At 46.6% G+C, this 25,605-nt stretch carries 27 protein-coding genes; 19 read left to right on the top strand and 8 right to left on the bottom strand.

Going from position 1 to position 25,605, the window contains the following annotated elements:
• The first annotated feature begins 2 nt into the window (after nucleotides 1–2).
• The 12 genes from ACJJIN_RS09755 to ACJJIN_RS09700 all read left to right on the top strand — a co-directional run bounded on the left by ACJJIN_RS09755 (nucleotide 3) and on the right by ACJJIN_RS09700 (nucleotide 8,962).
• The gene (locus tag ACJJIN_RS09755; RefSeq protein WP_444897904.1) at nucleotides 3–896 is read left to right on the top strand and encodes an SU10 major capsid protein; all 894 of its coding nucleotides are present in this window, start codon (nucleotides 3–5) and stop codon (nucleotides 894–896) included.
• 58 nt (nucleotides 897–954) lie between these two features.
• Nucleotides 955–1,308: a hypothetical protein gene (locus tag ACJJIN_RS09750; protein WP_444897903.1), complete on the top strand. Its 354-nt coding sequence runs from the start codon at nucleotides 955–957 to the stop codon at nucleotides 1,306–1,308.
• Nucleotides 1,281–1,883 carry a phage adaptor protein gene (locus ACJJIN_RS09745; RefSeq protein WP_444897902.1) on the top strand — a complete coding sequence of 201 codons (603 nt, stop codon included), beginning with the start codon at nucleotides 1,281–1,283 and terminating at the stop codon, nucleotides 1,881–1,883. The genes ACJJIN_RS09750 and ACJJIN_RS09745 overlap by 28 nt, the downstream gene beginning before the upstream one ends.
• On the top strand, nucleotides 1,883–2,599 hold the full coding sequence (locus tag ACJJIN_RS09740) for a hypothetical protein (RefSeq protein WP_444897901.1): 717 nt from the start codon (nucleotides 1,883–1,885) through the stop codon (nucleotides 2,597–2,599). Before ACJJIN_RS09745 ends, ACJJIN_RS09740 begins: the two co-directional genes overlap by 1 nt.
• Entirely contained in the window at nucleotides 2,596–3,042 is a 447-nt protein-coding gene (locus tag ACJJIN_RS09735; protein WP_444897900.1) for a hypothetical protein, read from the top strand. The genes ACJJIN_RS09740 and ACJJIN_RS09735 overlap by 4 nt, the downstream gene beginning before the upstream one ends.
• Nucleotides 3,039–3,929, top strand: coding sequence for a hypothetical protein (locus ACJJIN_RS09730; RefSeq protein ID WP_444897899.1), 891 nt, complete (start codon nucleotides 3,039–3,041; stop codon nucleotides 3,927–3,929). The genes ACJJIN_RS09735 and ACJJIN_RS09730 overlap by 4 nt, the downstream gene beginning before the upstream one ends.
• Nucleotides 3,929–4,600 carry a hypothetical protein gene (locus ACJJIN_RS09725; RefSeq protein WP_444897898.1) on the top strand — a complete coding sequence of 224 codons (672 nt, stop codon included), beginning with the start codon at nucleotides 3,929–3,931 and terminating at the stop codon, nucleotides 4,598–4,600. The genes ACJJIN_RS09730 and ACJJIN_RS09725 overlap by 1 nt, the downstream gene beginning before the upstream one ends.
• A complete protein-coding gene (locus ACJJIN_RS09720) occupies nucleotides 4,600–5,358 on the top strand; it encodes a hypothetical protein (RefSeq protein ID WP_444897897.1) in 759 nt (252 codons plus the stop codon). The genes ACJJIN_RS09725 and ACJJIN_RS09720 overlap by 1 nt, the downstream gene beginning before the upstream one ends.
• Nucleotides 5,358–6,896 (top strand): hypothetical protein, encoded by a 1,539-nt coding sequence (locus ACJJIN_RS09715; RefSeq protein WP_444897896.1) that lies wholly within the window; start codon nucleotides 5,358–5,360, stop codon nucleotides 6,894–6,896. Before ACJJIN_RS09720 ends, ACJJIN_RS09715 begins: the two co-directional genes overlap by 1 nt.
• Entirely contained in the window at nucleotides 6,893–7,144 is a 252-nt protein-coding gene (locus ACJJIN_RS09710; protein WP_444897895.1) for a hypothetical protein, read from the top strand. Before ACJJIN_RS09715 ends, ACJJIN_RS09710 begins: the two co-directional genes overlap by 4 nt.
• Nucleotides 7,145–7,248: 104 nt before the next feature.
• A complete protein-coding gene (locus ACJJIN_RS09705) occupies nucleotides 7,249–7,788 on the top strand; it encodes a hypothetical protein (protein WP_444897894.1) in 540 nt (179 codons plus the stop codon).
• A 10-nt stretch (nucleotides 7,789–7,798) separates the two neighbouring features.
• The gene (locus ACJJIN_RS09700) at nucleotides 7,799–8,962 is read left to right on the top strand and encodes a tail fiber domain-containing protein (RefSeq protein WP_444897893.1); all 1,164 of its coding nucleotides are present in this window, start codon (nucleotides 7,799–7,801) and stop codon (nucleotides 8,960–8,962) included.
• On the opposite strand, the gene ACJJIN_RS09695 is transcribed toward ACJJIN_RS09700, so the two are convergent.
• Complete coding sequence (locus ACJJIN_RS09695; protein ID WP_444897892.1) at nucleotides 8,959–9,240, bottom strand: hypothetical protein; 282 nt, start codon at nucleotides 9,238–9,240, stop codon at nucleotides 8,959–8,961. The genes ACJJIN_RS09700 and ACJJIN_RS09695 overlap by 4 nt on opposite strands.
• Nucleotides 9,241–9,303: 63 nt before the next feature.
• Here ACJJIN_RS09695 and ACJJIN_RS09690 point away from each other — a divergent pair, with 63 nt between their 5' ends.
• The 5 genes from ACJJIN_RS09690 (at nucleotide 9,304) to ACJJIN_RS09670 (ending at nucleotide 15,376) form a co-directional block, all read left to right on the top strand.
• On the top strand, nucleotides 9,304–10,335 hold the full coding sequence (locus ACJJIN_RS09690; RefSeq protein ID WP_444897891.1) for a hypothetical protein: 1,032 nt from the start codon (nucleotides 9,304–9,306) through the stop codon (nucleotides 10,333–10,335).
• Nucleotides 10,336–12,519: a hypothetical protein gene (locus tag ACJJIN_RS09685; protein ID WP_444897890.1), complete on the top strand. Its 2,184-nt coding sequence runs from the start codon at nucleotides 10,336–10,338 to the stop codon at nucleotides 12,517–12,519.
• Between the two features lie 330 nt (nucleotides 12,520–12,849).
• The gene (locus ACJJIN_RS09680; protein WP_444897889.1) at nucleotides 12,850–13,848 is read left to right on the top strand and encodes a DUF4238 domain-containing protein; all 999 of its coding nucleotides are present in this window, start codon (nucleotides 12,850–12,852) and stop codon (nucleotides 13,846–13,848) included.
• 301 nt (nucleotides 13,849–14,149) lie between these two features.
• A complete protein-coding gene (locus ACJJIN_RS09675; protein WP_444897888.1) occupies nucleotides 14,150–14,749 on the top strand; it encodes a hypothetical protein in 600 nt (199 codons plus the stop codon).
• A gap of 78 nt (nucleotides 14,750–14,827) precedes the next feature.
• Nucleotides 14,828–15,376: an HNH endonuclease family protein gene (locus ACJJIN_RS09670; RefSeq protein ID WP_444897887.1), complete on the top strand. Its 549-nt coding sequence runs from the start codon at nucleotides 14,828–14,830 to the stop codon at nucleotides 15,374–15,376.
• 4 nt (nucleotides 15,377–15,380) lie between these two features.
• Here the strand turns inward: ACJJIN_RS09670 and ACJJIN_RS09665 are convergent, their stop codons facing one another.
• Nucleotides 15,381–16,340, bottom strand: coding sequence for a peptidoglycan-binding domain-containing protein (locus ACJJIN_RS09665; protein ID WP_444897886.1), 960 nt, complete (start codon nucleotides 16,338–16,340; stop codon nucleotides 15,381–15,383).
• A gap of 151 nt (nucleotides 16,341–16,491) precedes the next feature.
• Between ACJJIN_RS09665 and ACJJIN_RS09660 the strand changes: the two genes are divergently transcribed.
• Complete coding sequence (locus ACJJIN_RS09660; protein ID WP_444897885.1) at nucleotides 16,492–16,650, top strand: hypothetical protein; 159 nt, start codon at nucleotides 16,492–16,494, stop codon at nucleotides 16,648–16,650.
• A gap of 107 nt (nucleotides 16,651–16,757) precedes the next feature.
• On the opposite strand, the gene ACJJIN_RS09655 is transcribed toward ACJJIN_RS09660, so the two are convergent.
• The 6 genes from ACJJIN_RS09655 to ACJJIN_RS09630 form a co-directional block, all read right to left on the bottom strand.
• Nucleotides 16,758–17,300, bottom strand: coding sequence for a hypothetical protein (locus ACJJIN_RS09655; protein WP_444897884.1), 543 nt, complete (start codon nucleotides 17,298–17,300; stop codon nucleotides 16,758–16,760).
• On the bottom strand, nucleotides 17,297–17,917 hold the full coding sequence (locus ACJJIN_RS09650; protein WP_444897883.1) for an AHH domain-containing protein: 621 nt from the start codon (nucleotides 17,915–17,917) through the stop codon (nucleotides 17,297–17,299). Before ACJJIN_RS09650 ends, ACJJIN_RS09655 begins: the two co-directional genes overlap by 4 nt.
• Nucleotides 17,918–18,564: 647 nt before the next feature.
• A complete protein-coding gene (locus ACJJIN_RS09645) occupies nucleotides 18,565–20,499 on the bottom strand; it encodes a UvrD-helicase domain-containing protein (RefSeq protein WP_444897882.1) in 1,935 nt (644 codons plus the stop codon).
• Nucleotides 20,481–22,604 (bottom strand): ATP-dependent nuclease, encoded by a 2,124-nt coding sequence (locus ACJJIN_RS09640; protein WP_444897881.1) that lies wholly within the window; start codon nucleotides 22,602–22,604, stop codon nucleotides 20,481–20,483. Before ACJJIN_RS09640 ends, ACJJIN_RS09645 begins: the two co-directional genes overlap by 19 nt.
• A gap of 1,231 nt (nucleotides 22,605–23,835) precedes the next feature.
• Nucleotides 23,836–24,159: a hypothetical protein gene (locus ACJJIN_RS09635; RefSeq protein WP_413662658.1), complete on the bottom strand. Its 324-nt coding sequence runs from the start codon at nucleotides 24,157–24,159 to the stop codon at nucleotides 23,836–23,838.
• Between the two features lie 136 nt (nucleotides 24,160–24,295).
• A complete protein-coding gene (locus ACJJIN_RS09630) occupies nucleotides 24,296–24,430 on the bottom strand; it encodes a hypothetical protein (protein ID WP_444897880.1) in 135 nt (44 codons plus the stop codon).
• A 217-nt stretch (nucleotides 24,431–24,647) separates the two neighbouring features.
• Here ACJJIN_RS09630 and ACJJIN_RS09625 point away from each other — a divergent pair, with 217 nt between their 5' ends.
• Complete coding sequence (locus ACJJIN_RS09625) at nucleotides 24,648–25,271, top strand: IQM protein middle domain-containing protein (RefSeq protein WP_444897879.1); 624 nt, start codon at nucleotides 24,648–24,650, stop codon at nucleotides 25,269–25,271.
• Nucleotides 25,272–25,605: the final 334 nt, after the last annotated feature.

The raw sequence follows: 25,605 nt of genomic DNA, 5'->3' as shown, positions 1-25,605 counted from the left end.
TAATGACTACCACATACGACTCAGTAGGTGCCGCTGAAGATGTAAAAGATGCAATCTTCGAAACCAAATTGATTGACCAGCCGATGCTGAACGTGATCAAAAACGGGAAGGCAACAGGCAAACTGCACGAATGGCAAAAGCGGGATGCCACGGCGCCAAGTGAAAATGCACGGCCTGAAGGGGCTGATATCGGCACGTTCGGCTACACACCGACAGCGATGATGGACAATCGTTGTCAGTTGATGGACAAGCCGTTCAAAATCTCCGATACACTTGAAGAGATTAAAAAGCATGGCCGCTCTAGTGAGTTAAAGGACCAGTCCACCGTAAAACTCCGCGAACTCAAGAATGACATTGAGTACGCCTTTAATGGTGCTGGCAAGCAAACTCGACAGACTGGTGATGGTAACAACGTGCCGGACAAGATGGATTGCGCTCAGGTGCAGATTCATAGCGATTGCCGAGTGGACCACGGTGCCGCATTTACCGCATCAAATGGCGAGGCATCGATTAAGGCTGGTCAGCTCGCTACCTATAACAATGGTGGCAATGTTGAAACGCTATTAATTAATCCTATTCACGCTGACCCTATTGCTGGATTTGCACAGCAGTCAGGGCGAAACCGTGATGTGGAAGAGAAGAGGCTGGTTGACTGTATCGATATCATTGACACACCTCATGGCTCTGTTTCGGTGGTCAAAGGCCGATATATGGATACCTCCACAATTCTTGGTCTTGATTCGGAGTTCTGGTCTGCGGATACCCTACAAAAAACCAAGCTGGTGCCGTTAGCATTAACTGGCCACAATCAGAAAATGATGTGGAAAGCAGAGCTGACACTGGCTTGCCTCAACGATAAAACCAGCTTTGTGATTGAGAATATCACCACCTCTTAAATTTTAACTCTCTCCAACTAAGGGCGCCTCCGGGCGCCTTTTTTATTGCTCAATTTTTATGGCTAGAACACACGAAAGTTTCGCGATTGAAGACGGCACCATCTATCAGGTCCGTAAAGATAATGAGCAGGCCTTCTTTGCTCAGCAGGACCATCGTCGGCATCAAATAGAAGCCGGTGCAGTGAAAGAAGATTATCGCCGTCTTCGCTTCAGTATTCCCGCAACCATTCAGCTTGAAATAATTAAGAAGTACGGGAAGGAGATGGACCCGATTCGATACGGGAAAATGTCACCGGCTGAAAAGCGCAAATTCGACCAGATAATTCACTCCGAGTTTCCCCGCTGCATTATGGGGCGCTCGCAGAAATTCTTTGAGGGCATCCAATGGCAATCACCAATTACGGCGAATTAAAAGCTGCAATTGCTGGATGGCTAGAGCGTGATGACTTGGCTGAGCGCCTACCAGAATTTATTTCCCTGGCAGAGCGGAAGATATTTCGCAAGCTGCGTACGCCGGCGAATGAGCGAACGGTGCTTGAGGATAGGCGCGTTGATGGCGGTGATGAGTGGTTAATACCAACTCATTTTCTTGAATGTAAGCGCTTATTAGTCAACGGTGTCCCCCTCTCTCGTATCACTGATACTGACTATTACAGTAGGTCGGCGCAGTCAGGGCAGCCCAAGTATTTCTTCCGTTATGCCAATCGCTTCAAGGTGTGGCCGGCACCTGCTGAGGATTACCGCTGGGTGTTGAATTATTGGACCGACATGGAGCTCACCGAAGAGTATCCAGAGAACACCGTACTTCCTGTAGCGAAAGACCTTTATCTATTCGGCGCTTTAGCAGAAGCAGAGCCCTACCTAATGAATGACAACCGGGTAGCCCTTTGGAAAGCGAAATTTGATGAAGGGTTAATTGAGCTAAACGATATGGCTGAGCGTGCGGAGCTGGCCGGGTCGGCAAGTATCAGCAGAGGGGCCTACTAATGGGAACCGGTTTCTATCATCCGAATGACAATGACCCTCAAACGGTTGAGGCACAGGGCGCGCAGAGCTATGTCAATCTGGCGAAAGACTGGGCCATCAAAATGGATGGTCCGGTGCAGGGCGAGAGTTATTCCTCACAATGGAATGCCACCTTGTCAGCTCAGAGTGCCGGCGAGTCAGCGGCTTCCGCCGGGCAGGCTCAACAATTCAAGAGCCTGTCGGCCGAGTATGCAAGCAACCCCGAGGACGCCTATATCACCGGCACCTCCCAGTACTCGGCAATGCATTGGGCGATCAAATCTCAAGGATTCGCTAGTGATGCGGCGCAGCACTCTCAGTCAGCCGCTGGTTCTGCACAAGCAGCCGAAGACGCTGTATCGGCGGCAACCAATGTTTCAATGCCTGCAGTGGTCGCTGACCCCGCAACAAGCCGGAATCTCAGCGCTAGCGATGCATCGAAGTATATTCGATTCACCTCAGCAGCCCCTGTATCTGTCATTGTGCCCGATGACAACACAGAGGATTGGGTTGTGGGTTGTGAAATTCATATCCGTTGTGCTGGCGCTGGCGGAGTCACCATTTCTCCCGTTTCTGCGGTGACGGTAAACACACTTAATTCTCCAGGTGGGCTGACCCTGTCGGTTGCGGGCGCCACTGCGACGCTGAAAAAGGTGGGCGAGAATGAGTGGGATCTTTTCGGGCTGGTGGGGCTGTGATTGTAGGTGTAGTTGCGAGTGCCGGGCTGTTTGGCACTGGTGCCGGCACTGGCGGGGTTGTGCTGACCAGCAGGCCCTATGCCATTGAGGCGGCCGATCAGCTGGCAATATCCGGGCACGTACAGGGCCTGCGTCAGCGCCCCGTAACAGAATCCTTGAGTCTGGTCCCGCTTGTTGCATCAATCACTATTCACCAACTGAAACCGCCTCACAATACCTCGGTGGAGCCCGAGGCGTTGACTATGTCAGCCAGTATTGACCGCATTCAGATAACGCAACTGCGCGATCTATACCGCCAGTATGAATACGAACCCGAGGCGCTGATGTTCTCTGTCAGTGTGCCATTCATCCGTGTTAAGGATGCGGCAATTCCCTACAGCAGTGAGGCGGAATCCCTCGGAATATTTGCCAACATTAACTCGATACAAATCACCGTCTCATGAATAAAAGCTTAAATTTGCACCTGACAATGGCCGGGCGTTATCGCCTGCGCGCCCGTTCACGCGATGGGCGCGAGCGCCCTTTGGCTGATTGGTTTCCCAATCTGATTACCAATAACGGACTGGATTTGCTGGCCGCATCCGGCACCCTTGAAGGTAGCTATAGTGCCATTGGAGGGGTGGCCGTTGGCACTGGTAATACAACGCCGTCGGAGAGTGATGCTCAGCTTGCTAGCCACCGTGCTTTTGTGCGCGATAGCACTTCGGAAAATACCAACATTAACAGTACCGACCGCTATTTGGCCGTAACCAAAACCTGGCAATTTGACCCCGGTGAGGCAGATGGCAATATCACCGAAATTGGTGTGGGTGAGAACTATAACAACCTGTTTAGCCGTGCGTTGATAGTCGATACTGATGGCAATCCCACCTCCATCACGGTATTGAGCGACGAATATCTGATTGTCAGTTATGAATTGCGGTTTTATCAGCCTGTCGATGACGTTGTGACAACCGTGGACGGTTACAGTATCACGCTGCGCCCGGCGTCTGTGAACGTGACGGGAGCTTCATATTGGACTGCCACAGGCTTTTTTATTGATGCCGGCGCTCAGAGCAGCCAGGCGCACGCGGCTCCGCTAGCGGATATCGATAACCTTCCCGGCTCGTCTCACAATAGAACGAGTGTGACCACAGATGACTATACCCCCGGCTCTTATTCGCGCACGGGCACTATCCATTTTGATTCCACAGCGGCGAATGACACGTTAGAGGCGTTCAGTTTTAAGTTTGGCCCCGGGCGGTTTCAGTTTTCAGTATCTCCGGCCATTGTAAAAACCAGCCTGCAGGAAATTAATATCGGCGTGGGTGTCTCCTGGGGGCGCAGATAATGCTCCCGCAAAATGCAGTGTCCTCCCTACCTATAACGACCCCCTTTATCGGCGGTGCTGCAGGGCCCGCTCGAGATATTACTGATTACGAGATGGGCGGTGTTGCTATTCAAAATCCATCTGAAGGGTTGGAGTATCAAATCTGGCGGGCACGCATATTAAATGACGGAACGGAAATTGTGCTGGATGCGCGAGAGGTCGACGCGTACACAATCATTACCGGCACCAATATCACCGAGGTGAGCTTGGCCTTCGACCAGAATATGCGCCCGGTGATTGCCTATGTGGAGAGCGGCACTGCCAAGCTGTGCTGGTATGACTCCAGCCAAGGCGTGCAGGTCACCACCAGCTGGCCGGGGGTGATTACTCCGCAGGTTTCCCTTGACGATAAACGCCCCATACAGCCGTCTGCTAGCGATGTGATTTTCGCCTATCTGCGCTCTGTGAATGGCGAACAGCGGCTGTATTACCGGCAGCAGCGTGACCGCTACACGGTCGAGTATGACCCGATGCAGGCACTGTACGACGAGATGATTTCTCAAGGGTATAGCTCCGCAGAGGCACAGGCAGTTTATGACGATTACCAAGCCAAAGTCGCGGCGTCTGCGGGTCTCGTAAAAATTGGTATGAGCAAAAACTTACGTTTCCAATTTATGACCAGGGGGGTGTAATGCCACTAGAATCCGCCGAATATATTTCCGAATTGGACCCGAATAATCCCCTCGATGGGGAAGGAGCAGGTCAGGGTGACGACCATCTGCGGGTAATTAAGCGCGCTATTAAGCAGACGTTCCCGAACCTCTCTGGGCCGGTAGAATTAACTAATACAGAACTGCAAGAGTTGCCGCAAAGGCTGCTCGGCGGGGTTGAGGCAGCTATCAATTTTCTGTTGCCTCACACAGAGCAAAAGGGATCGATCAAACCCTGGTCTACTACATATGCACCAGTGCCAGCGGGCTGGCAATTGTGCGACGGCACTAATAACACGCCGGACCTTCGCGGGCGTTTTATCGTCGGCTCCGGTGCTGGCTATACAGTGGGTGCTACCGGCGGCAACAACACTGTTACTTCCGGCGATGGCGGTGTCCACAATCATGGAGGCGCCACTGCGGGCCACGCACTGACTATTGCGCAGATGCCACCCCACGACCATGACAGCGATCAATATTGGTCGACAAATAAAAACGAAAGCTCCACTTCCGGGCCGGACTACGACCCCAGCGATAAAGATGGGCAGCCTGCATCCATTAAATCCCAGGGTGGCGGTCAGGCACATAGCCACGGTATTGGTAATAGCGGCCCCCACACGCATTCCGTTGACGTGCGCCCGCCATATTATGCGCTTGCCTGGATAATAAAAACTTCTGAAGTCACCAACGAAGATATTGCTAACTTGCTGACTGAGTTGAGTGGCGATGAGGATACCTAATGGCTTTCTATCCTGTCCGACAGCTGGGTGAGCGCGGCATCAATGTCGATACACCTCCATTCGAACTGCCCGTTAACGAATTCTCGGCTGGCAAAAACGTCCGATTTACCAACGGCGCGGCACAGACTATGCCATCGCCGAAAATACTAGAGACATTGGCAGAGGCTCCCGTATGGGGTGCCGGCTGGGTTTCAGATGGTGTGCCGCAGCTGGCCTACGCATCCCAGTCAGAGTTATATATCCGTGAAAATGAAACCCTTGTTAAGCGCACTAACAGCGAGGACTTCCCCAGTGGTTATGCGCCTTCGGAAAACTGGCAGTCTTTGGTGTGGGGGGAGAGTGTGATATTCAATAATGGCGTGGACGTGCCGCAGATTTATGAGCCGGCAGACACGGAATTTAAAACGCTTCCCAACTGGCCAACCGACCTACGAGCTAAGATGGTGCGCGGTTATAAAAACTTCATGGTGGCTTTGGGTATTACAGAAGGTGGCGTCAGCTATCCGAATACTGTGCGCTGGTCTGCTGAGGCCGAGCCGGGGCAAGTGCCCTGGACGTGGGATGTGGCGGACCTGTCCGGCCTTGCTGGGGCTAACCCGGTAGACTCCGGAGCAAGTGAGCTAGTTGACTGCTTGCCCTTGGGTGGGGCCAATATTATTTACTCCCAGGAGGCGACCTATTTAATGCAGTTTGTCGGCGGGCAATATGTGTTTGCCTTCGACAAGTTGTTTGACCAAGGCATTCTTTGCCGGGGTGCGGTAGCCGCATTTGACAAGCTTCACTTTGTGATTGGCTCCACCGAAATCTTTGTGCATGACGGCTCCAGCACTCGCCCCGTGGCGCATCGACGAGTGAATAAAACCTTTTATAGCGAGGTGGGCGACCGTACCAAGGTGCGCTGTGTGGCCAATCATAAAACCAAAGAGGTGTGGACTTATTACACCACTGGCGATGGCAATGCGAACCGGGCCATGGTTTACAACTGGCTGGATAACACTTTCACCTTCGTTGACGTGCCGGATGTGACTTGTGCGGTATTTGCACCTAAGCAAGGTGAGATTATTACTTGGGATGAGCTAACTCAGAACTGGGCGGACCTCACTCAGAGTTGGGGAGAATTCGCCGATACTGCCTTTTACCCTGTGATGTACTACTTCAGTAGCGATGGCAGCACCCACAGCTTGCAAGAGGCGGATTTCCTCAGTACGGCCAGCACAACTCAGTCAGTATACCTGGAGCGCACCGGTATCGACCTTGACCAGCTTATGAAAGCGCCGACAAAGCAATGGAAACTAATTCGGCAAATCGTTCCGCAAATCCATGGTACAGGCAAAGTTCGCATCACAGTAGGCGGAGCCTCAACGGCCATGGGTGATGTGCACTGGCGCCAGCCACGTGAGTTTGATGTGGCAAATGGGCTCAAAGTAGATGTGCGGCTAAAGGCCCGCTATCTCGCAATAAAAATCCAATCTGTTGACTCTGGGTTCTGGCGACTAACTGGCTGGGATTTGGACTTAATACCGGTAGATGGCAGATGACCTACACCCCTGGACCTGCACAGCCCCAAAACCTTGGGGAAATATGGCGATATTTACAGGCGGAGCTGAGCAAAATACAGCGGGCCTTTACCGACCTGGAGGCGCTGGCACCGCTCTACCGTGAGCCGCCACGGCGCCCGCAGCCGGGCCTGCTGGTGACCGCCGATGGCACAGACTGGGACCCTGGGCAGGGGAAGGGTCTGTATATCTGGGAAGGTACTGCCTGGGTGCAGGTGCAAGCGTTGTGAGGTCAGAATAAATCAAGTCTGCGGCTACAACTTGAGCAGCAGCAACGCATAGCTCTATTTAGGCTATGGCGATTCCGAGCGGTTAATCATCTGGAGCAATTCCCGTGATGAATTATGGATACAACCCCTACATGCCCGACTGGGAAACCCAGTACAACCCGGCACCCTCTCTAATTCAACAACCCCAAGCCCAACAGCAATCCGGCATTAACCCGATGCAGGCCATGAGCTGGTACAACAAATTTGCAGGCGGCGGCGCATCTGGTGCAGGCAGTACGGCAAGCGGTACCGCAAGCACTGGCGCTGGTAGTGGTGCAGCAGGTGGTTCTAGCTGGATTGCATCAGCGGGGCCTTGGGCAGCTCTGGCTGCAATCATTGCCATCAACGAACACGAAGCCCGAGATGGTGGCTATCGCGATGAAGATGACAAGGGCTACGCCCTGGACTTACTCGGTGGCAAGGTGTTTGAGCAGGACGCTACCTACCGCTGGAAAGACGACCTCAATGATGCAGTGCCAGGTTCCGGCAGTATGGTCGAATCAATGGCAAATCTCGGTTCTCTGGACTTCTCAAACGCTGGCAAAGCGCTTGAAGATGGATTGAAGGAAGACCCACTAATCAAAGGCATTCTCAGCCTCTTCTAATAGGTGAAACATGGGATTTTTAGACAGTCTTATGGGTGGCGGTGGTGAGTCCAAAAGCCAGAGTTACCTGGATGAGGACCAGAAAGGCTACCTGAATGATATTTGGGGAGAGGGGCAAAGGCTCTACAACTCTGGTCAATCACCAGTCGCCGACTTGACCCCGGAAATGCAGCAATATATTCAAGCTGCAATGGGGTTTGGTAATACGGCCAATGGCTATGCCAGCCAAGTGACAGGTGCGTCCAATGACTTCGGCAATACTGCAGACACAATGCAGAATTACCTGAATCAAGTGATGGGTAGCGGCGGATATCAAACACCAATGCAAAACGGTGTTGATATGAACACTGTAAACTCACTGATTGATAACGACCTGATTAATTCGCAAATCACAGCCAGCACTCGTGATATTTACCGCGACCTCAATGAAAACCAGTTACCGGGCATAGCCTCAGGTGCTGTCTCTACAGGTAATACTGGCTCAACGCGTCGTGGGGTGGCTGAAGCTATCGCGGCTCGTGGCGCAGACGACAGGGCCTCAGATGTGGCCGCAGGTATCCGCTCTAATGCCTATGACCAAGCTGTTCAAGTTGCAGCCAATCAGTCCAGCGCAAATCAGGGCGCGCAGCTTACAACCAATAACCTCAACTCATCATTGGCTACCAATAACTTCGGAACCGCGGGCAATCTCTTCAATACCGGATTTGGCAGCGCCTACAACATGGGTATGGGCGGCGTGAGCATGATGGGGCAGGGCGGAAACGCGATGCAGAACTATATGCAGCAGGTAGCAATGGCGCCCTGGCAAAAATTACAGCTGTATCAGGGTTCTGTTGGTAATCCGATTGTGTTGAACGAATCCATGCAGACTCAAAGCGGTTCGCCATTGGGGGCTTTGGGTGGGTTTATGGAGGGGGCTGGTGCATTAGCGCAGGGTGGCGGTTTCGCTGCAATGTTCTCTGACGCTCGATTGAAGGCAGACTTACGAGAGATCGGAGAAACGTCGGGCGGGCACAAGCTCTACAGTTGGGCCTGGAATGCTAGTGCAGCACCCCTTGGGCTGCACGGGCGAGGCGTGGGCGTGATTGCTCAAGAGGTGGTGAAATCAAAACCTGATGCAGTTAGTGAAGATGTTAGTGGCTACCTAAAGGTCGATTATGAAAAGCTCAATTAATCGCGATGCATCTTAAGGCATTGGCCGTAATTGCCTACAGCCTCAGACGCAACTACAACGCCATTTTTAACTATGAAGCGGGTGGAGCATTTCCAGGCACCGGTTGTAAACCCATCAAACTCCATCATTGTTCGTCCATCGCTTAGGGTAACTTCGGCAACTGGTGCGCCATAGCGAAGTATTACATCGTCACGGCTTGCTCCATTCCAATGGCTTATATCCAGCTGGTTGGCGCACCCAGCCAAAAGCCCTAAACACAGTAATCCAATTACTCGCATACATTTCCCCTTTTTAGGGATTCAAACAAATACCATTTTTCCAGTCAATCCATAGGTTGAATTATGCGACCAGTATTAACGATGGGGGAGCCGATAGGCACCCTAGATTCCAATTTTATTGAGCCAAAACAATCTCCACTATTTGATGGTGGCGACCCGTTTGCGCTGGAGATGGACCGTCGCCAGCAGCAAATCATGGAAAACGACAGCCGAGTGGAAGCCTTAAAGAAGGATAAGCTCGGGGGAATTGGTCGAATGTTGACAGCCATAAATATGGGGTATCACGGACAAAACCCTAGTGAAGCCTTTGCCGGGTTTAATAATCGAGTGGCCGCGCTCCAGCAGCAGAACGCACAACTCAATTCCGAGATGGGCGATATCAATTTAAGGCGGGCGATGATGGAGCAGCAAGGAACAGGCTCTGCGGATACGGTGGGCTCACCGTTGACGCTCGCTAATGGCAATTATGGAATCGCCGTAAAAAATCCAGATGGCTCAACTGAAGTTCGAGACCTGGGGGTTAGGTTTGACCCGAAGGTGCACAAGGTGGGTGACCAGCTTTTAACTACAACGGGAGGCGGCACACCGGTAGAGCTATTAACTGATGAACAGCTCAAGAATATTTATGACCAGCGCATGAAAAATGCAAAAGGCGAAATTGATTTAAAGAATAATTCTGAGGCTGAAAAAATCGCAGCTCTTAACGCCAAAACATACAAGGCGTATCGGGCGGGAATGGAGGGCTTGTCCAGAGGGATGGAGGGGACCACCACCAACCCGCTTGTGGGCTCACTACCTGCACTGACCTCGGAGGCGCAAACCGCAGATGGCGCCGTCTCTGCAATGGCTCCGATTCTAAAGTCTCTGTTCCGTGAAGCCGGTGAGGGTGTCTTCACCGATAAAGACCAAGAGCTACTGCTAAAGATGATTCCAACTCGGAAGGACCACCCAGAGGCCCGCAAAGCAAAACTCGAAATGGTTGATAGGATTGTTCGGGCGAAACTTGGAGTCGATTTCGAAGATATTGAGCGTGATGGCCCCGAGGCAGCAGCTGACGCTGCCAATACAAATAAAGATCCACTGGGGATTCGATAAATGGCTCTAACTATCGCGGAAATTCGTAAGCAATACCCTGAGTACTCAGACATGAGCGACGAGGCTTTGGCGCGCAGCCTACATCAGTCGTATTACAGTGACATGGAGTTTGGTGAGTTCGCCAATAAGATTGGCTACACGCTGCCGGACCCTGCGGGCCTTAATCAGCCAAGCGCTGTTGAGCAGTTTGTGGACAATTCAATTGGTGAATTTGAAGTATTAGGTGCAGTAGGTTCGTCGATTTTGGCTGAGCCTGTTTCCGGTCTCGCCGGTATTGTTCAAGCTTTAAACCCTTGGGCTACACAGGGGGCTGGTTCTCGCACTGTAGAGGCAACCCGCGATTTCCTCACCTACGAACCGCGCACAGATATAGGCAAGGATAAGCTAAATGCTATAGCCGGTTATATCGAACCTGTTGGTAAGGCATTGGAGTATGTCGAAACCGGATTAGGTGATGCGACTTATGACGCTACTGAGAGTCCAGTGCTATCTGCCGGAGCCACCACCGTACCAACGGCAATATTGGAAGCGCTCAGCGTTGGTCTCGCTAAAGGAGCTGCTCGTGTTAAAAGGGCTACTCCAGAGAATGTAAAAACGGAGCTATCTAAACTCGGAGTAGACCCGGCCCAACTGTCGGATGAAGCCGTTCTAAAAGTGGTGGATGAGCTGAACGAGGGCGCCGACTTCTCTGGGGATGGGTTGGTCGGTGCTCTTGAAAATGCCGAAATGCCTGAGGACTGGGTGCCGAAAACACGTGCTGAGCAGCAAGGCATTGAGACTGGCAACTTTGACCTGTGGCGAAAACAGAATGAAGCCGCTTCTGGCGTCTATGGCAGTAACGCTGAACAGGCCGTTAATCGATTTACTGATTTCCGCGAGCGTCAGCTTGGTAGGGTGGTGCAGGGCCAGCTGGATAGTCTGGGACCAACTGAGGGAGCCAGTTCACTCGCAAGTAGCTCGGAGCTGCTCTATGACGGCATTCTTTCAAAAGTAGAGAATGCCAAGCAGGCTAAGTCCGATGCTTATGCCAGGGTGGAAAATATTGCTAATGAGCATGGCCCAATGATGGCTGAGGGCTCGGTAATGCAAGAGGGACTGGGGGCGGCATATCAGGGTTTCAATGGTGACATTAAGCTGGCGAGCAAGACTGAAACACCCAACGCCTACGGGTTGTATGAGGAGCTTCAGGCAGCACTGCGCGGTGAAAAGTCTTCAGACCTGCCGGGCGCGCTGACAGTCGCGACCAACAAGATGGAAAGTCTGGATAACTTCGAAAGCTTGCGCCGTCGAATCTCTGCTGCTGAGCGGGCCACCGCGCCGGGCTCTGCCGACCAGGCATTACTTGGGCAAGTGCGTCGGCAATATGACAGCTGGCTGGATGAGGCCGTGGAGAATGGGAAGTTTTTCGGCTCACCCGAGCAGCTGGACGCCCTCAAAGAAGCTCGCCGCCTGAATCGCGATTACATGCAGATAGTTAAAGGCACCCACAAGGACGGCAAGCCAACAGCCCGCACCCGCATCATCAATGATGTTGTGAATGGCCGTAGCACACCCGAGGAGGTGGTAAACAAGATTATCGGCGGCACCGGTAAGAAGCAGGGAGCGGCTATCGTTGAAGACTTCAAGCGGCTATTCGGTGAGGACTCCCCGGAATTCGGAGCCCTGCGGCAGTCTGCTTTTATGAATATTTTCGGTCCCGCTTTCAAGGTGGCCGAGGATGGCAGCCTACAGCTATCCAAGGGCAGCTATATCAATCGACTCTCCGACCAGCTCAAGAACAATGAGAGCAATCTGCGGGCGTTGTTCGATGAGTCTGAGCTGAGGCGGTGGAATAAGTTTGCAGGCGAGTTGCGGAAGTTGCAGGAAGATGTGCGCAAGAAGAACTTTTCAGGCTCAGCGTACCACTTAGCTGGGCCGATGAGTGCACTAGTAGACAGGGTGGGAATCATCACTCAATGGTTGCCATTCCTGCGCGAGGGGGCCGAGAGCGTGAGTAAAAGCCGCCGTTGGCGAGACCTGAGAAAGAACGGCTTGGCTGAAGGTGATTTCACCGTGTCCAGCGACACTGCTACTTTACTTGGTGCATTACTGGGTGGCGCCCCGGCGCCCTCAGGAGTATCACCGGCGCTACTGTTAAGTGAGGATGACGAGCCTCGCAATCAGGGTGTCTTGGCTGTTAAATAATTTATCTATTGCCTTTCGGTTTGGTTTGGCCTTCAACCCTAAAGGCGGGGAGCGCCACGAGCGAATACCTTTCTGGCTTGGTGCTGCCTTAGGCCCACAAAACTTCAACAGAAAACCCTGTCTTAAGACGCTTAATGGCTAGGGCTAGATGCTGGGTTTCTGAGAAGATAAGTCTCTATGGCGATTGAGTATAAGATATCACGACTATTTGAAACGATTGTTTTGAGCAGCTGGCATGAGTCTGCTCTAGAGTCGACTGAAAAGCTGGGGTTGTCTTGGACGCGCTTCAAACAATACTATGAACTAAATTAATTCCCAATAGCAATAAATATGAATTCTATATGCAGCCTTTTAAAAGACCCTACAAAAAACCATCACTATGTCTCCCAAGTAGAGCAAAGGCTCAATGCTTGGAATCCAAATGCACAGCCGAGAAACCAAAAAATATATGCTTTTAATGTTATCGATAGGGATAACATTAATGTGAAACTGAAGTCAGATAGAGGCGAGGGAATAGAGTCTAATCTCAGATGTTTAGACCTTTATTCGTTTGAGGTCTTTGATGACGAGCAGAGGCTGAACTTAGAAAGGGCCTTTAAGAAATATGAAAATAAAGCTAGGGTCTATACGAGATCTCTTCTTGAGAAGATTAATGGGGGTAGATCTGATATCAAAGAGGAGGTGTTAGAATTATTCGCCTTAAAGCATCTCAATATACTGAGAAACCCTTATAATATTCATCTGACGCTTGAAGTTTTAGAGAATCTTTCAAATCTAGAGCCGGCAGACGATATTACAAGAAGATTTTATAGGAAGGTGGAGATATACGATTTTCCTCAAGCTAGAAGAATACAAGAGGAGTATGCTATATCCATTGAGAGTTACAGAAGCTGGATCAAAGCGCTTTTTTTACTCTTGGTTCCTGCGGATATGGAGAAAAATAATATTCTTGAATTATTTGTGAAGGAATTATTTGAAAGTAGTCGCGAAATAAATATCCATGTGTACGACTGCTCGGGAGTAAGTAATGCTCATCCACTTTTGTCCGATAGAGGATTTGCATCTGCCCCAAGAGTCGAACAAGATTCTTTAAATTACTGTTTTAATTTGAGCTCGGATGCTTTTATTTGCTATGACTTCCGCGGTGCTGGTGTGGTCGAGGCGGAAAAAGGTAAGCATCAATCCAAAGCTAATGTCATGAGAGTCAATGACAAAAACTCTGTGTCTACGGCGCTGTCAGTTTATAACGAAAATGTTATTAGGCAATGTTTCGATACTGTTTTCTGTAAATCTAAAAAAATATATGGGTTGGGAAATAAGTCAGCGTAATGTTTAGAGTTGGATTATTTCTAATGATTTCAAGTAAGTATATTTTTGTTCGCTTTACTTGTTCTGGCAGCAATGCCAAACGGCTGTTAGGGTACCAACAGTAAAGCGGAACCTGGGACCTACGACGACCAGCAGCGGCTACCCCGCTGGTTCGATGCTGATGGTGACTAGCATAGCACTCGACAGGAGCATCTGATTCGTCTTTCCCTACTTTCAGTTGCTTGCGGCAGAGTGTTGCGTTAGATTTCACCGAGAAAGGATGCTAGTTACCAAAAGCGTGGCGCTACCCAAGGAGGGGGGAGTGAGAGACTATATAGTTCAAAAATTTCTTCATTTTGAAGAGAGAGACTTTGTTCCTGGTGAAAGCTTAAAAGAGGCGATTGTTATATTCCTTGCCTGGACGGCTCCAGCCTTTCTATTTGTTCTTTGGGCAAATAGGTTTTATCCAGAGGTAGAGTTTTATCAAGCTGCAATTAGAGAAGGTATTGGCCCGAATCTCTGGAATGTAATCGGGGCCTTTGGATTCATTTCGTTTTCAGTGGCTGTTATGTTTCCTCAGTTTTCCACCCCCTCGTTGGTTTCAAGGCACATACTGTCAAACACCTATGCAATTGGCTGTCTTACGTTTGGGTTATTGCTTGGTCAATGGTTCGGATTTCTATCGACTGATGGCTTAGTTTGGTGGCAGCGGGGTTTATTTGGGGTTACTTCGGGATTCTTGCTGGCTATAGTTTTAATGCTTAACTTGTTTGTTTGGTATTTGGGTTTCCTACTTACAGGTGATTCTGGTATGAAATCGAGTTTCTTGAGAAAGATGGAGCAACTGCATGGGTTAATTAGAATCCCATTAAGTATATGTTTTGCAGCTGCAATGATTATGATCTTTTTGTCCGAAAAGTAACTTTCGGTGTGCATCACTGTATTTGTCAGGCTTTTTTATCTTTAGTACGATCCCTTAAAATTATAGTGAGGGGTCGTCATGCGCCTTCTGTTGCCTATTCTAATATCTGCCGCCTTGGCCGGCTGTCTCGAAGTCGAAGCCAAAGAAGAGCGCGGCTATGACCGCCATGAATGGCTACCGAAGTGGTCCGACTCTGACGGTGATTGCCAGAGCACACGTCATGAGCTTCTGGTTCAATACTCCCTGGCTCCGGTCAGCTTTACCAACGACAAAGCATGTACGGTAGACACTGGCCTGTGGCTGGACCCATACACCGGCAACTTCTATACCCTGGCTTCCGACCTGGATGTTGAACACATCGTACCGCTTTCATGGGCGCATGAGCACGGTGGTGCCAATTGGACTGTTGAGTTAAAGAGGCAGTTTGCAGAGGACCCAGAGAACCTGTGGCTAGTTGATGATGGCCGGAACCAAAGCAAGGGTGATAAAGGCCCTGATGAGTGGATGCCACCCTATGAGCCCGTCCAGGCAATCTATGTGCAGCGGTTCATGGCGATAGTGGAGAAGTATGGGTTGGCGTTCTCAGAACAGGAATCAGCCCAGATTTTGGCGCTTCTAGAAGAGTAAATAACTAGCTCTCTATTTGTGATTGTAGGTTTTTTAGGAGGGAGTGAGAAGGAATACCGCTCACCTCTTCTTGATTATTTATTTGAAATTCTCTTATTGCTCGTATAGTGTTTTTTCCAAGAATTCCATCCTCTTCACCTGCTTTGTATCCAAGCATGTTTAGTGATTTTTGTATGCGGATTACCAGCTCGTGGGAGCTCAAAGGTTCTAAACTCTCTGTAGGAATTTTGGCATTATAAATGTCTGATATGGCCGTCATTTCATTTGCAATCTGATCGATGTTGTTACCTAGCCGGTCAATCTGTGCAGAGTAGTTGACAGTTGAGCCTTTTAAAATTGCTGATTCAATAGAGTTGACCATCTGAGGAACCTCGTATTGCGATGAGGGCTTGAGGTAAATATTAACTCCACTTATAAATATGGGGCTAGCTATAGCAAGCATTAAAGCTCTTTTGGCGTTTTTATTTTGCTCTTCAAATCGAGCCTCTTCTTCACTTTTATAATCGCGCTCACAGAAGCGTTTAAGTTCAGGAGTTGAAAGCAACTCTAGCCCTGTATATTTTCTCAATAATTTAATTAAATTTTCGTCTAGTAGAATATTAGCGATAGCATTTTGACCCTCATTCCCTACGGAGATCTCTATTGGATCATTGGGATTATAATTGGGTGGATGATAGAGATTGATTAATTTGTCTGAGTGCAAATTATCAATGATATATAGAACGTTGACTAAGTCTTCAGTTACTAAACGTTTCAGATTTTCAGGTACGGTATGATTGCTTGCATCTTCGGTAAATACACGTTGATCAATATGGATGCTTATTCGATCTGATCCAGGGGGTAAAAAAATGCTGACCCCATCATCAATCCGAGATACTTTAGTGAAAATTCCAGCGAATCCCCTTGCACCCTCCTCGCTCACAATTTCACTAATGATTATCTTTTCTTCTCTTGATGTACTCATAGCTAATCTAGTGCCGTTTCCAAGGCTGACCTTCCTGGTCAGACATCTTGAGTGAATTATGCCATCGCTTTCCGATAAAAGGTAAGATCGGGTTAGAAATCAGTTGGGAGCTTATCTAAACAGATAGCGGCCAACTGAGAGGCGCGTTTGCTTGAACACTATTGAGATGACCGCAGACACTGCCGATCCTAAAATCAGGGACATGCTAAAAGTGCAGATAAACAACCTGGATGCGGCAACCAACACTCTTGTTGATGAGCTAAACGCTCTCAATGAGAAGCAGGAGCGGCTTAATGAGCTATTGAAGTAACATCACCATGCAAGTACCACCGCTATACAGCTGCGGCAATAGCATCGGACTTCAACATGTATCATGTGGTGGTGGGGATGCCCCTCCAGACTGGCGGGGCTAGTCAACTAATACTGGGTGAGATTCTTGCTGAAGAACAAGCCATCCAGCGATGAAGCTTCAACTGCTTCTTTGAAGGCCTCAGTGCAATAGATACTGACATTGGACTCTTTCGTCCTGAATATCGGAACCCCTTTCAGCTTATTTTCTTCGAACTCAATAGCTGAGATTAGATCGTTATCTCGAGTAACCGATCCGGGCACTACTGCATTAAGGTCTTCGGCAATAGTTAGTGGATTGAATAGGTAAAAATTGGCCCCTTGATAGGTGCAAGGCAGAAACTCGCCAAAAGAGCCTAGTGTAGCTTCGAGAGCGTTGTGCGCAGCCTCATGCAATACAAGATAGTTTTGCCACCGAGAAATCGTTGGAATGACCGGGGCTGAATCACAAGCCTTGATACTCAGCTCTAATGGTTCCCATTCTTCACTGTAGGACTTAGGGACTGTATTGAAAAGGAACTTCATGCCCACTCGCTTTTTAAGCACCGCGGTAGGCTCGAAGTAGGGTGTCATAAAGTCGCTGTCGTTTTCAGATACTTTATAGATGCTCATGCTTTTCCTATACGTCTAAGTTCGTCGGCCGGTAACATAACATAGTGCGGAAATGATGAGAATTTGAGGTCATACTCGATACCTCTTAGGAGATTCTCTACACCCTCTGGATTTAGCTCCTCAGGCTGCATGGTAAGTGTGTCGAATTTCTCCCTTAACCACATGTAGTAGCCGTTTCTATGAATGCGAGAGTGAGGAACTGCACTAGGCATTTTGGGGTGAGGGGTGTCTGCTGTTCTAGAGGGGAGCCAGGTGCCATTCCGTATATCATCTATTCGGATTTTTACATAGGCTAGAATGGCCCGCTGCTGCACGGCTTTTGGGTGGGAGCCAGAGACTATGGCATGAGCGTCACAATTACCGCCAGGGTGCGGCTTGCCATTTTTGTCCATAAACTGCCCCATTCTGGTTGAGTCATGTTCCTCTAGTAGTAGGGCCTCTTCATCCATATCCTTGGATGCTTTACGGTACTTGTCTAGCCCCTCTTCAACTTGCTCAACGACCCGCAAAGCCATGTAGTCTGCCCGAGTAATGTTTTCCTTTGAGGCAAACATATCAATGGCTACTTCGCGGCGATCTTTTAGGTAGAACGGTTTTGGTTGTTCATAGTGGCCCATTCTTGAAGCTCCCTCTTTGAAACTGAGGCGTATTATATGAGGGCAGCTGGCGGGCAAAGTCTGCTGTAAGGAAGTGAAATGTGAGCTGGTTCATCAATTAGATCGAATAAATTCGCCCAGCTAGTCAACTGCCCATATCACTAAATTGATTAGGCGGTATCGTTGTGGAAGGCTGGTAAATACATCAATTTGGTACTCTCGTTGGGATTGCTGGGAAGCTGGCTATACATACAGTTTTGCCGCGATTTTCGACGCTACTGTGACAGGCGGGCATTTCATCTATAAAACCCTTTAAAATCAATGAGTTAAATTTTTGTACTAGTATTTCTGGGGGTGTGGTGGTCGTCGGTTCAAATCCGGCCGCTCCGACCATATATATCGTTGCCTAGCAACGGCCAAGAAACCCGCTTTTTAGCGGGTTTTTTTGTGGATTGGAATTGATACCAGCTAAATCTGAATATGTTGGCTCACATAGTGATTATCTTGCACATGGCTCAAGCTTGAGCTTATAAGGTTGAGCATTGGTTTTGAGCTATCTGGAAGGGGTGGTCGTGTGGGCTGCGGGGGCAGGAAATCTACGAGCCTAAAAGGGGTCTCAAGGCACCATACTAGAGTAACCCCTTGATCATCAATGTCTAAATTTGGCGTTAGAGCCCATCTAAATTGATAACATTCTCTTCACCAAACCATCCTATAGCCTGATTCACTACAGCCTGGCTCGGCTGGTGGAAAAATACTGCCAAATTCCTTTTGGCTCGAGTGCAACAGACATAAAAAAGTTTTCGGGTCCTCTTGACTATTGAGGCTTTGTCGGCACGCTCAGTGAATAAATATTCGAAGTTATAACTGTTCCATCCGCCATTGTCTAACACCACCAGCACATTTGGAAATTCTGAGCCTTTGGTTTTATGTTGAGTTGAAAATGGCGTAAAGCCTTCCAGATATGCATACAAATTTTGAAATTCACTGAAGTTAAGCTTTACAACTTGATCATAAATATACCTCTTCTTAGAAATGAAATTTTTGAGCCGGTCATCAATTTCAACGATTCCAGCTTTATCAGCAATTTCTATAACTTCTTCTATTGTTTTGCCGTCCACTTCAGATAATTTTTCTATGCTTTCATGTAATTTAATTTTGTCAGAGACTCGAGTGATTTTATAATCTGTGTATTTAATAAATTTGTTATACTTTTTCTCATTATAGAGTCGTACATTATTTTGGATTTTAAAAAGATGTTTTATGAGGTCATCCCTGTTTGAGCCTGGTTTGCCTTCATCCTCCACATGATTTTTTTTGTCATCGACTAGCTGGTCTTTATCTATATATATTGATGAGATTAAATCGTAGGTGGTTTCAAGGGCTGATTCAAATTCCTGACTATGCTTATTAATATAAGCTTGCATCCCTGGAGTTGGTTGAACTTTTGAAAGATCGCTTCCAGCTTTACCTTGGGCTAGTTCATTCAATACTTCTGAGAATTTTTTACCATTGGTGTTAATGTTGATATTGTTGTCTTTTATGTGATTCTTTATTCGGCTGACGAATTTCAGAACTTGATCACTGGCGTATATTCTCATTAGATTCGAGAATCCAGCTTTATTGGCGATTAGATTGTGGGTGAGATTAAGTTCTTTGATTGACCGTGTATCTTCAAAATCCCAGCCAAGAAATTCTCTAACCCTTTTAAGGTTTGAGTTCTCAGAATAAAGAAAATAAGCACACCCAGCTCTAACGTTTCCATCTTCACATATGTTTGGTGCGGAAGGGTCTTGTGATGGGTGTTGAACCAATCCATCATTTCTAAGTTTATTTGCTAGAGAAATTATCGCAGATGGATTTCGTCGATTTTGTTGTTTTCTTACTTCGAAGACTTCATTTGATCCATTCTGTGTATAGGCATCAATGTTCTCAATGCTTTTTTCATAAATGGACTGCATTGAGTCTCCAAAAAAACCTATCACATGTTTTTGAGGTGAGCTTTTGAAGTGATCCAAGAAGATATCAATTATGGCTTTGTTAGAGTCTTGATATTCATCGATGAAAATAAATGGGAATGAACTTTTCGTAATCGCGGATAGTCTTGGATTTTTTTCATACATTTTTTTTGCAACGATCAAAAGCTCATCATGAGATATTATCCCTTCTGATAATTTGACAAATTCTTTGTATTGAACTCCTTTTTCTAGGTTTTTAAAATGGTTGTGCTCTAGTTTTTTATCAGAAAATTGTCTGAATAGTGAATGATCGTCACTGTTAATGAGCTCAACTAATAATGATTTGATTTCATTTTGGAAATGTTTTATGTTGAGCCATAAAAACTCATGTATTGTTGATACATGTACTTTTTCATCGTCTGCCCGCTCCGATATTTCTTCAGCCGCAACATTCGTGTATGTGATACAGGCAATTCTGTCGGTTGGAAATTTTTTTCGAATTTCTCTTATTACTTCTACTAATGTATGAGTTTTCCCAGAGCCTGCGCCACCACTTAGAAGAAAATTTTTTCCCTCCATGATCTTATCTATGATTTTTGATGTCTCATCGCTCGTAATGAAATCATTTAATTTTTGCGGAGCCATGTGAGACCCTCCTTAATGTAGCTGGGAATCTTCCAGTTGCTGAACTCAGAGTTTTGGGTGCCCTTGCTGTTAATGAGGATTTCAATTGCTAAAGAGGGTTTGCTTCCAATAGCTTTGTTTGAGAAGGTGAACACATCGGTAGGGTCTTGATCATCGATATATTTGTCGAACCATTTTTTTGTTAGTGATGGAAATCTGTAAGAATCATCCCCTAAAAATTCTTTGTTTATACTAAAGAAAGCATCTTCAAAGCTTCGGGGGTGGTAGCTTTTTTCTTCCATTTGATAGGCGGTTAATAGGCTGTCATTTTCATCTTTTTCCCATTTGCCATTTTTAAAAGAGAGGATTTTTTGGGGGAGGGTGAGTGATTTAAAATATTCCAAGTCTTCTTTGTTCTTGTCATGAAAAAATAGTAGAGAGCTGTTCGACGTTTTTTCAGCGTTTGGATCATTGGGGGAGCAAACGATAGTTTCTTGTTTCTCTTTTCCATTATCGTCCATGGTTATTTTTTCATAATAGCTGTCTATGTCAGTTATTACTAATGTTTTGGCTCCAATGAATCTAATAAATTTCTCGAATGTTTTCGAATGTGCTCCTACTTCAATAATTGAAATGTTTTGTGAGAGTAGCGGAGTGTAGGAAATCCCTTCTGATTCTTCTTGGTCGATCTTTCTCATCATGGCGGGAAGCAATACTCTTTCTGTGTCTCCTTCTATCAAAATTACTTTTTCAGCGAAGAATATTTCAGATCTATTGAGTGTTAAGTATTGTTTTAAGAACTTGAATTGCCTCTTGTATGCTGCATCTTGGGTCACTTCTGAAGATCGGTATTCTTTTTGTAAGTCTTTTAGATTTTTTGACTCCACGCTGTTTTTGTCGATACTTTTTCTTAGATATTTTATATCGTTAAAGTCGGATTCTGATACAATGTGCGAAGAGTGTGTGCTGATTAAAGTCTGTAGATTAATGGATATGCCGTCGGTTCTTTCCCTACTGTCGCTGAGTAAGTTTTTTATGTTCTTAATGAATATATATTGCATTTGCGGGTGAGTATGAGCTTCCGGCTCTTCGATGAAAAGCACGTTTATTGCTGAAGGGCTTTCTGTGAGAGTTCTTTTGAATTCACTCATGACAACTTCAATTTCGAAGATCATGCTTATGAGGTTCATATACCCCAAACCATTGTAATGTTCAGGGAAGTTGTGATCATCGTGAGCGTAAAAAACTGTGGTGTTTCCTTCAAGTAGCTCTCGGTCTTGTAAAGTAGAAGCTATTTTTATATCGGTTTCGTTTTGCTCTATACCACCAAATTTAGCAACTTTTTGTAGAACTTCGCTAAACATAGATCTATATATGTCAGTTAGTTCTAAATCTGTGCTTCTTAGCTTATCTTTGAATGCGTTAGTAGATGACTGATGTTCGTCAGAAGCTGGAGATTTTTTATATATTTGTGAGGTTTGAGTTGAAAGCGTCTTGTCATTGTTTTTGTTTGTTACACTTCTTTTGGCGCTGATATATTTAAAGCAAATTACCTCTCGTAAACTAATGCCTTCCTTTGCTAAGTCTACAAAATTTGCGTCATCCGCAGGGTCAATACTTTTTCTTTTAATTGGGCCGAAGTAGTTTTGAATATTTTCTTTTAGGAATAAATTTGGATCGTTGTTATATTTTTCTTTTTGCTCATCGTAAGTGTTCACCATCAGATGTAGCTTATTCCAAGTTGCTTGATACTCAAAGCCCAATACGATTGAATTATGGCTAATGTCTAAGTTCATTATTAGGTTGCGAACTGCTGAAAGATCGTCATTTTCATCATAATCAATAATGACTCTCAAGGTGATTCCGAGAGGCTTGTACTCTTCTTCAGTACCAATGCTTTCTGGGTCTACTAAGATAGAGGATAATTTCTTTTTTAGGTTGACATTAAAGTCATCTATCGTTATGGGATTTTTTTCTGATGGATTTATAAACTTATCAATTGCCGTTAAAATAGATGTCTTTCCTGTATTGTTCTTCCCAATTATAAGAGAGAGATTGTCTTCGAGATCAAGTGAAAAATCTTTTAGCAATCTATAGTTACTGATTTTTATGTTGGCTACTTTCACCGGAATCGCCTATTTGAAGTTCATAAGAGATAATTCTTAATCGACCTCCATCTTAATTGCTAGATGTATTGGACGTAAAGATACAGATATATTATTTACGATAGAGGTGCACTTATTTTTCTTGAATAAAGAAATCCTAAATGTATGGAATGGTCCCTAGCGTATGGCACTACTCAACCGAGTTCTCAACTTATTTTTGATTCTATCGGCTAAGCAAAGGCTTTTAGGGCCTAAGAAAGCCATCATTTGATTTTAATATCTCAACTGGTACGTCCGAACCTTTAATCTGAAGTAATTCTAGATATCCGAAGACTTGAGAGAGGTATAAGTTATGCGGCAAGCATGAGTTTTGAGGCTCTTCATATCTAATTTAGAGGTAAGGGACGTGAAATACTGGGCGTTTGAGTTCGAGATTAGTGAATTTTATTTGAACATATTGTCGACAATTTTAGCGTCGAGTGCTTGCAGCAGGGCAAAATTAGTAGAAATCATCAGATAAAAGGCACTGGCAACTGCCTATGTTGTGTACCCAACGTTTATTGAGCTAGTTACAAACTTGTTATATTACCCAGACTGACTCCTTCAAGCCTTGTCCTTAGGTGATCCTTAAATTTCTGGTTGGAATATAGCCTGTGTCTGGATGAAATACCAAGCCGCTTTAGAAAAGAAAGCGCGCTTTCGGAAATACAACCTTGTTTCTGAGATCTGCTTAGGCTATACAGGCGGCGAGGATTCCTTGATTCAGAACCGGCAATCGAATCCGGAACACCCAAAGATTGGAGGGTAGTGTCAGTTACGTGGCAAGCACCAGCTCTGGTGGTTCTTCCTCTCTGATTTAGGGGTAAGGGGGGTGGAATACAGGGGGGGGTTGTGTTCAGTCTGTAGGTAGCGCAATTTTTGGATATAAAACCGGCAGTCGTGCTATCGAATGTTTGGAGTAGGGCTAGATTAGTGGGGGGTAGCTGAGAGGAAGCGCCGGCAGTCACCAATACCGTGTACCCAGCGTTTATTGAGCTGGCTACAGGCTTGCTGTACCACCTTCACTGATCCTACCAAGCCTTTAAAGCGACTTTCAAAATTCCGGTTGAGATAGAGCCAGTGCCTGGGTGAGATACCACTTAGCCTGATAGAGCCCGCTTATCCAAGCAAGCTTGAGATTTGAATGCCTCCTTCCAAAAGTGGCGACCCTACCTCTCCTCATAGCAGTTAGGCGGAAGTTTGTTATAAAACTCTACTCACTATGGTATTTGCCATAGCCCTCTGACCACTCTTGCTGATAGCCTTGCTTTTTGAAGTAACCTCTAAATATATGAAGTGCTTTTTCTAGCCAAGACTGAATATCTGAAATACCCTCAATCATCTTGCAATCTTTTTCGTCATCAACCGCTTGATCCGTCATTTTCCAGAAAAAGTAAGCCAAAGACTCTGCCTCCTCTTTACTATCTAAATTGGAGTTTCCAGAAACAACCGATCGAGCGATTTCAGAGTTTAGTTGTTTCGCATAATACAGAACCAATGTCTTTGCTGGTTGATTATATTCATTGAAATTTATCATGCTTTATAGGTCTCTAGTGGCAAGTCATTCATTATGGCCACTCTTTAAGCTCATGGAGCTTTTCTATTTCGCTAGAATCGAGAGTGTTCCCTTGAAGATAGCGCTGAATTAGTACGGAAGTTCTTAAAAGCCCTCATCAGGGAGTAAGGATCTCGGTATCGGACCAAGTTTTGGCGGCTTCTGCGCTGATATAGAACACAATATAGTAGTGGTTGCTCACCACAGCATAGGCTGCAACATCGAGCGCAAAGATGGCGACTAGCTTTTGCATTCTACCCTCAATACACTGACGTCGATGCTCAAAATCCTCTCTGGGTTGGGTATCTTTCCCACAAAGAAAGGCCCTGCGTATGTAACCAGAAGCGCAATGATTTACATTGGAGTCAAACTTACGAATGGAGATAGAAATACTCTTGAAATAGTTATCAATATGACTAGCTATTATTGATGGCTACCTATTAAGCGCATTTATAAAGGAGATAACTGCCATGCCATACAAAGAACTTGGAATGCTAAAAGATAGCGGTTTAAGTAAAGATACTTATAGTGGAGTTGTTGTGCCCTATATGAGTGAAGCTGAACGAGAAGAATATCAGGTTACGATACAAGATGGGCTTCTGTTTTGGCGCGGAGAGAGACTTAATACCAATCCTGGCGGATCTTGGGCATTCGTTATGGATAAGAATGGGCGTATCTTTTGTGGTAACAAAAATGGTGACATTCAGCACCATTCAGCATTTTTCTCGGGGCGACCAGTTGCTGCGGCTGGGCATATCTCGGTGGTAGGTGGAATAATAGAGCATATTAATAATTTCAGTGGCCACTATCAGCCCACTAGCGATTATATGGAGCAGTTTAAAGAAGAACTGGAAAAAAATAATGTTGACTTAAGTGAAACTGAAATGGATTTTGGGATTTCGTCAAAAACCTGTAAGTTGCGCTTAAAAAATTTTCAAGATCATAATTATAGAGGCAAATGGTATCAACGTTTTCGCGGTACTGTTGTTAAAGAGACTGTCGATGGGAGCGAGGATACTTATACCGGCCGTACACATATTCAAGGGCAAAGATTAAGGCTTTATCCTGATGGCCCCAGATGGCAGTGGCTCTGATGTAAATAGCCATAAAAGCTTTCTGCAGACTCTCCATCTCTGGCATAGAGGCAGGGGAAGTGGAGTACCAGAAATTGACGTTCAGGTTTTGGTGAAGGCTGATTTTGGGGGTAGGCCAGATTATAAGGAGCGATGAGAGGAAGCTACTGGCAGTCACCTACACTTTAATCTGCTTTCAAAATATGGTTGCTTCATAGCCAATGGAGAGGTGAGGTATCAAGTATCTCGGATAGGAGGGCTGATACAGCACATCCTACCTCGTTTTAAGGATCTAAATACCGGCCACTCCAGTCACTGGCTCGAAATAGTATTCCAACTGAAAGGGGAGTGCTAT

Source organism: Microbulbifer maximicatervae (SeqCode) (assembly GCF_052467505.1).
The sequence above is the reverse complement of the archived record's forward strand: the minus strand, read 5'-3'. Positions and strand labels throughout refer to the sequence as shown.

Coding starts and splice junctions, on each gene's coding strand:
- ACJJIN_RS09680 (WP_444897889.1), top strand. CDS start 12,850: ATGAATTCTATATGCAGCCTTTTAAAAGACCCTACAAAAAACCATCAC.
- ACJJIN_RS09725 (WP_444897898.1), top strand. CDS start 3,929: ATGCTCCCGCAAAATGCAGTGTCCTCCCTACCTATAACGACCCCCTTT.
- ACJJIN_RS09635 (WP_413662658.1), bottom strand. CDS start 24,159: ATGATAAATTTCAATGAATATAATCAACCAGCAAAGACATTGGTTCTG.
- ACJJIN_RS09730 (WP_444897899.1), top strand. CDS start 3,039: ATGAATAAAAGCTTAAATTTGCACCTGACAATGGCCGGGCGTTATCGC.
- ACJJIN_RS09715 (WP_444897896.1), top strand. CDS start 5,358: ATGGCTTTCTATCCTGTCCGACAGCTGGGTGAGCGCGGCATCAATGTC.
- ACJJIN_RS09690 (WP_444897891.1), top strand. CDS start 9,304: ATGCGACCAGTATTAACGATGGGGGAGCCGATAGGCACCCTAGATTCC.
- ACJJIN_RS09625 (WP_444897879.1), top strand. CDS start 24,648: ATGCCATACAAAGAACTTGGAATGCTAAAAGATAGCGGTTTAAGTAAA.
- ACJJIN_RS09655 (WP_444897884.1), bottom strand. CDS start 17,300: ATGAGCATCTATAAAGTATCTGAAAACGACAGCGACTTTATGACACCC.
- ACJJIN_RS09710 (WP_444897895.1), top strand. CDS start 6,893: ATGACCTACACCCCTGGACCTGCACAGCCCCAAAACCTTGGGGAAATA.
- ACJJIN_RS09750 (WP_444897903.1), top strand. CDS start 955: ATGGCTAGAACACACGAAAGTTTCGCGATTGAAGACGGCACCATCTAT.
- ACJJIN_RS09695 (WP_444897892.1), bottom strand. CDS start 9,240: ATGCGAGTAATTGGATTACTGTGTTTAGGGCTTTTGGCTGGGTGCGCC.
- ACJJIN_RS09720 (WP_444897897.1), top strand. CDS start 4,600: ATGCCACTAGAATCCGCCGAATATATTTCCGAATTGGACCCGAATAAT.
- ACJJIN_RS09645 (WP_444897882.1), bottom strand. CDS start 20,499: ATGGCTCCGCAAAAATTAAATGATTTCATTACGAGCGATGAGACATCA.
- ACJJIN_RS09700 (WP_444897893.1), top strand. CDS start 7,799: ATGGGATTTTTAGACAGTCTTATGGGTGGCGGTGGTGAGTCCAAAAGC.
- ACJJIN_RS09740 (WP_444897901.1), top strand. CDS start 1,883: ATGGGAACCGGTTTCTATCATCCGAATGACAATGACCCTCAAACGGTT.
- ACJJIN_RS09630 (WP_444897880.1), bottom strand. CDS start 24,430: ATGCAAAAGCTAGTCGCCATCTTTGCGCTCGATGTTGCAGCCTATGCT.
- ACJJIN_RS09670 (WP_444897887.1), top strand. CDS start 14,828: ATGCGCCTTCTGTTGCCTATTCTAATATCTGCCGCCTTGGCCGGCTGT.
- ACJJIN_RS09745 (WP_444897902.1), top strand. CDS start 1,281: ATGGCAATCACCAATTACGGCGAATTAAAAGCTGCAATTGCTGGATGG.
- ACJJIN_RS09665 (WP_444897886.1), bottom strand. CDS start 16,340: ATGAGTACATCAAGAGAAGAAAAGATAATCATTAGTGAAATTGTGAGC.
- ACJJIN_RS09650 (WP_444897883.1), bottom strand. CDS start 17,917: ATGGGCCACTATGAACAACCAAAACCGTTCTACCTAAAAGATCGCCGC.
- ACJJIN_RS09755 (WP_444897904.1), top strand. CDS start 3: ATGACTACCACATACGACTCAGTAGGTGCCGCTGAAGATGTAAAAGAT.
- ACJJIN_RS09685 (WP_444897890.1), top strand. CDS start 10,336: ATGGCTCTAACTATCGCGGAAATTCGTAAGCAATACCCTGAGTACTCA.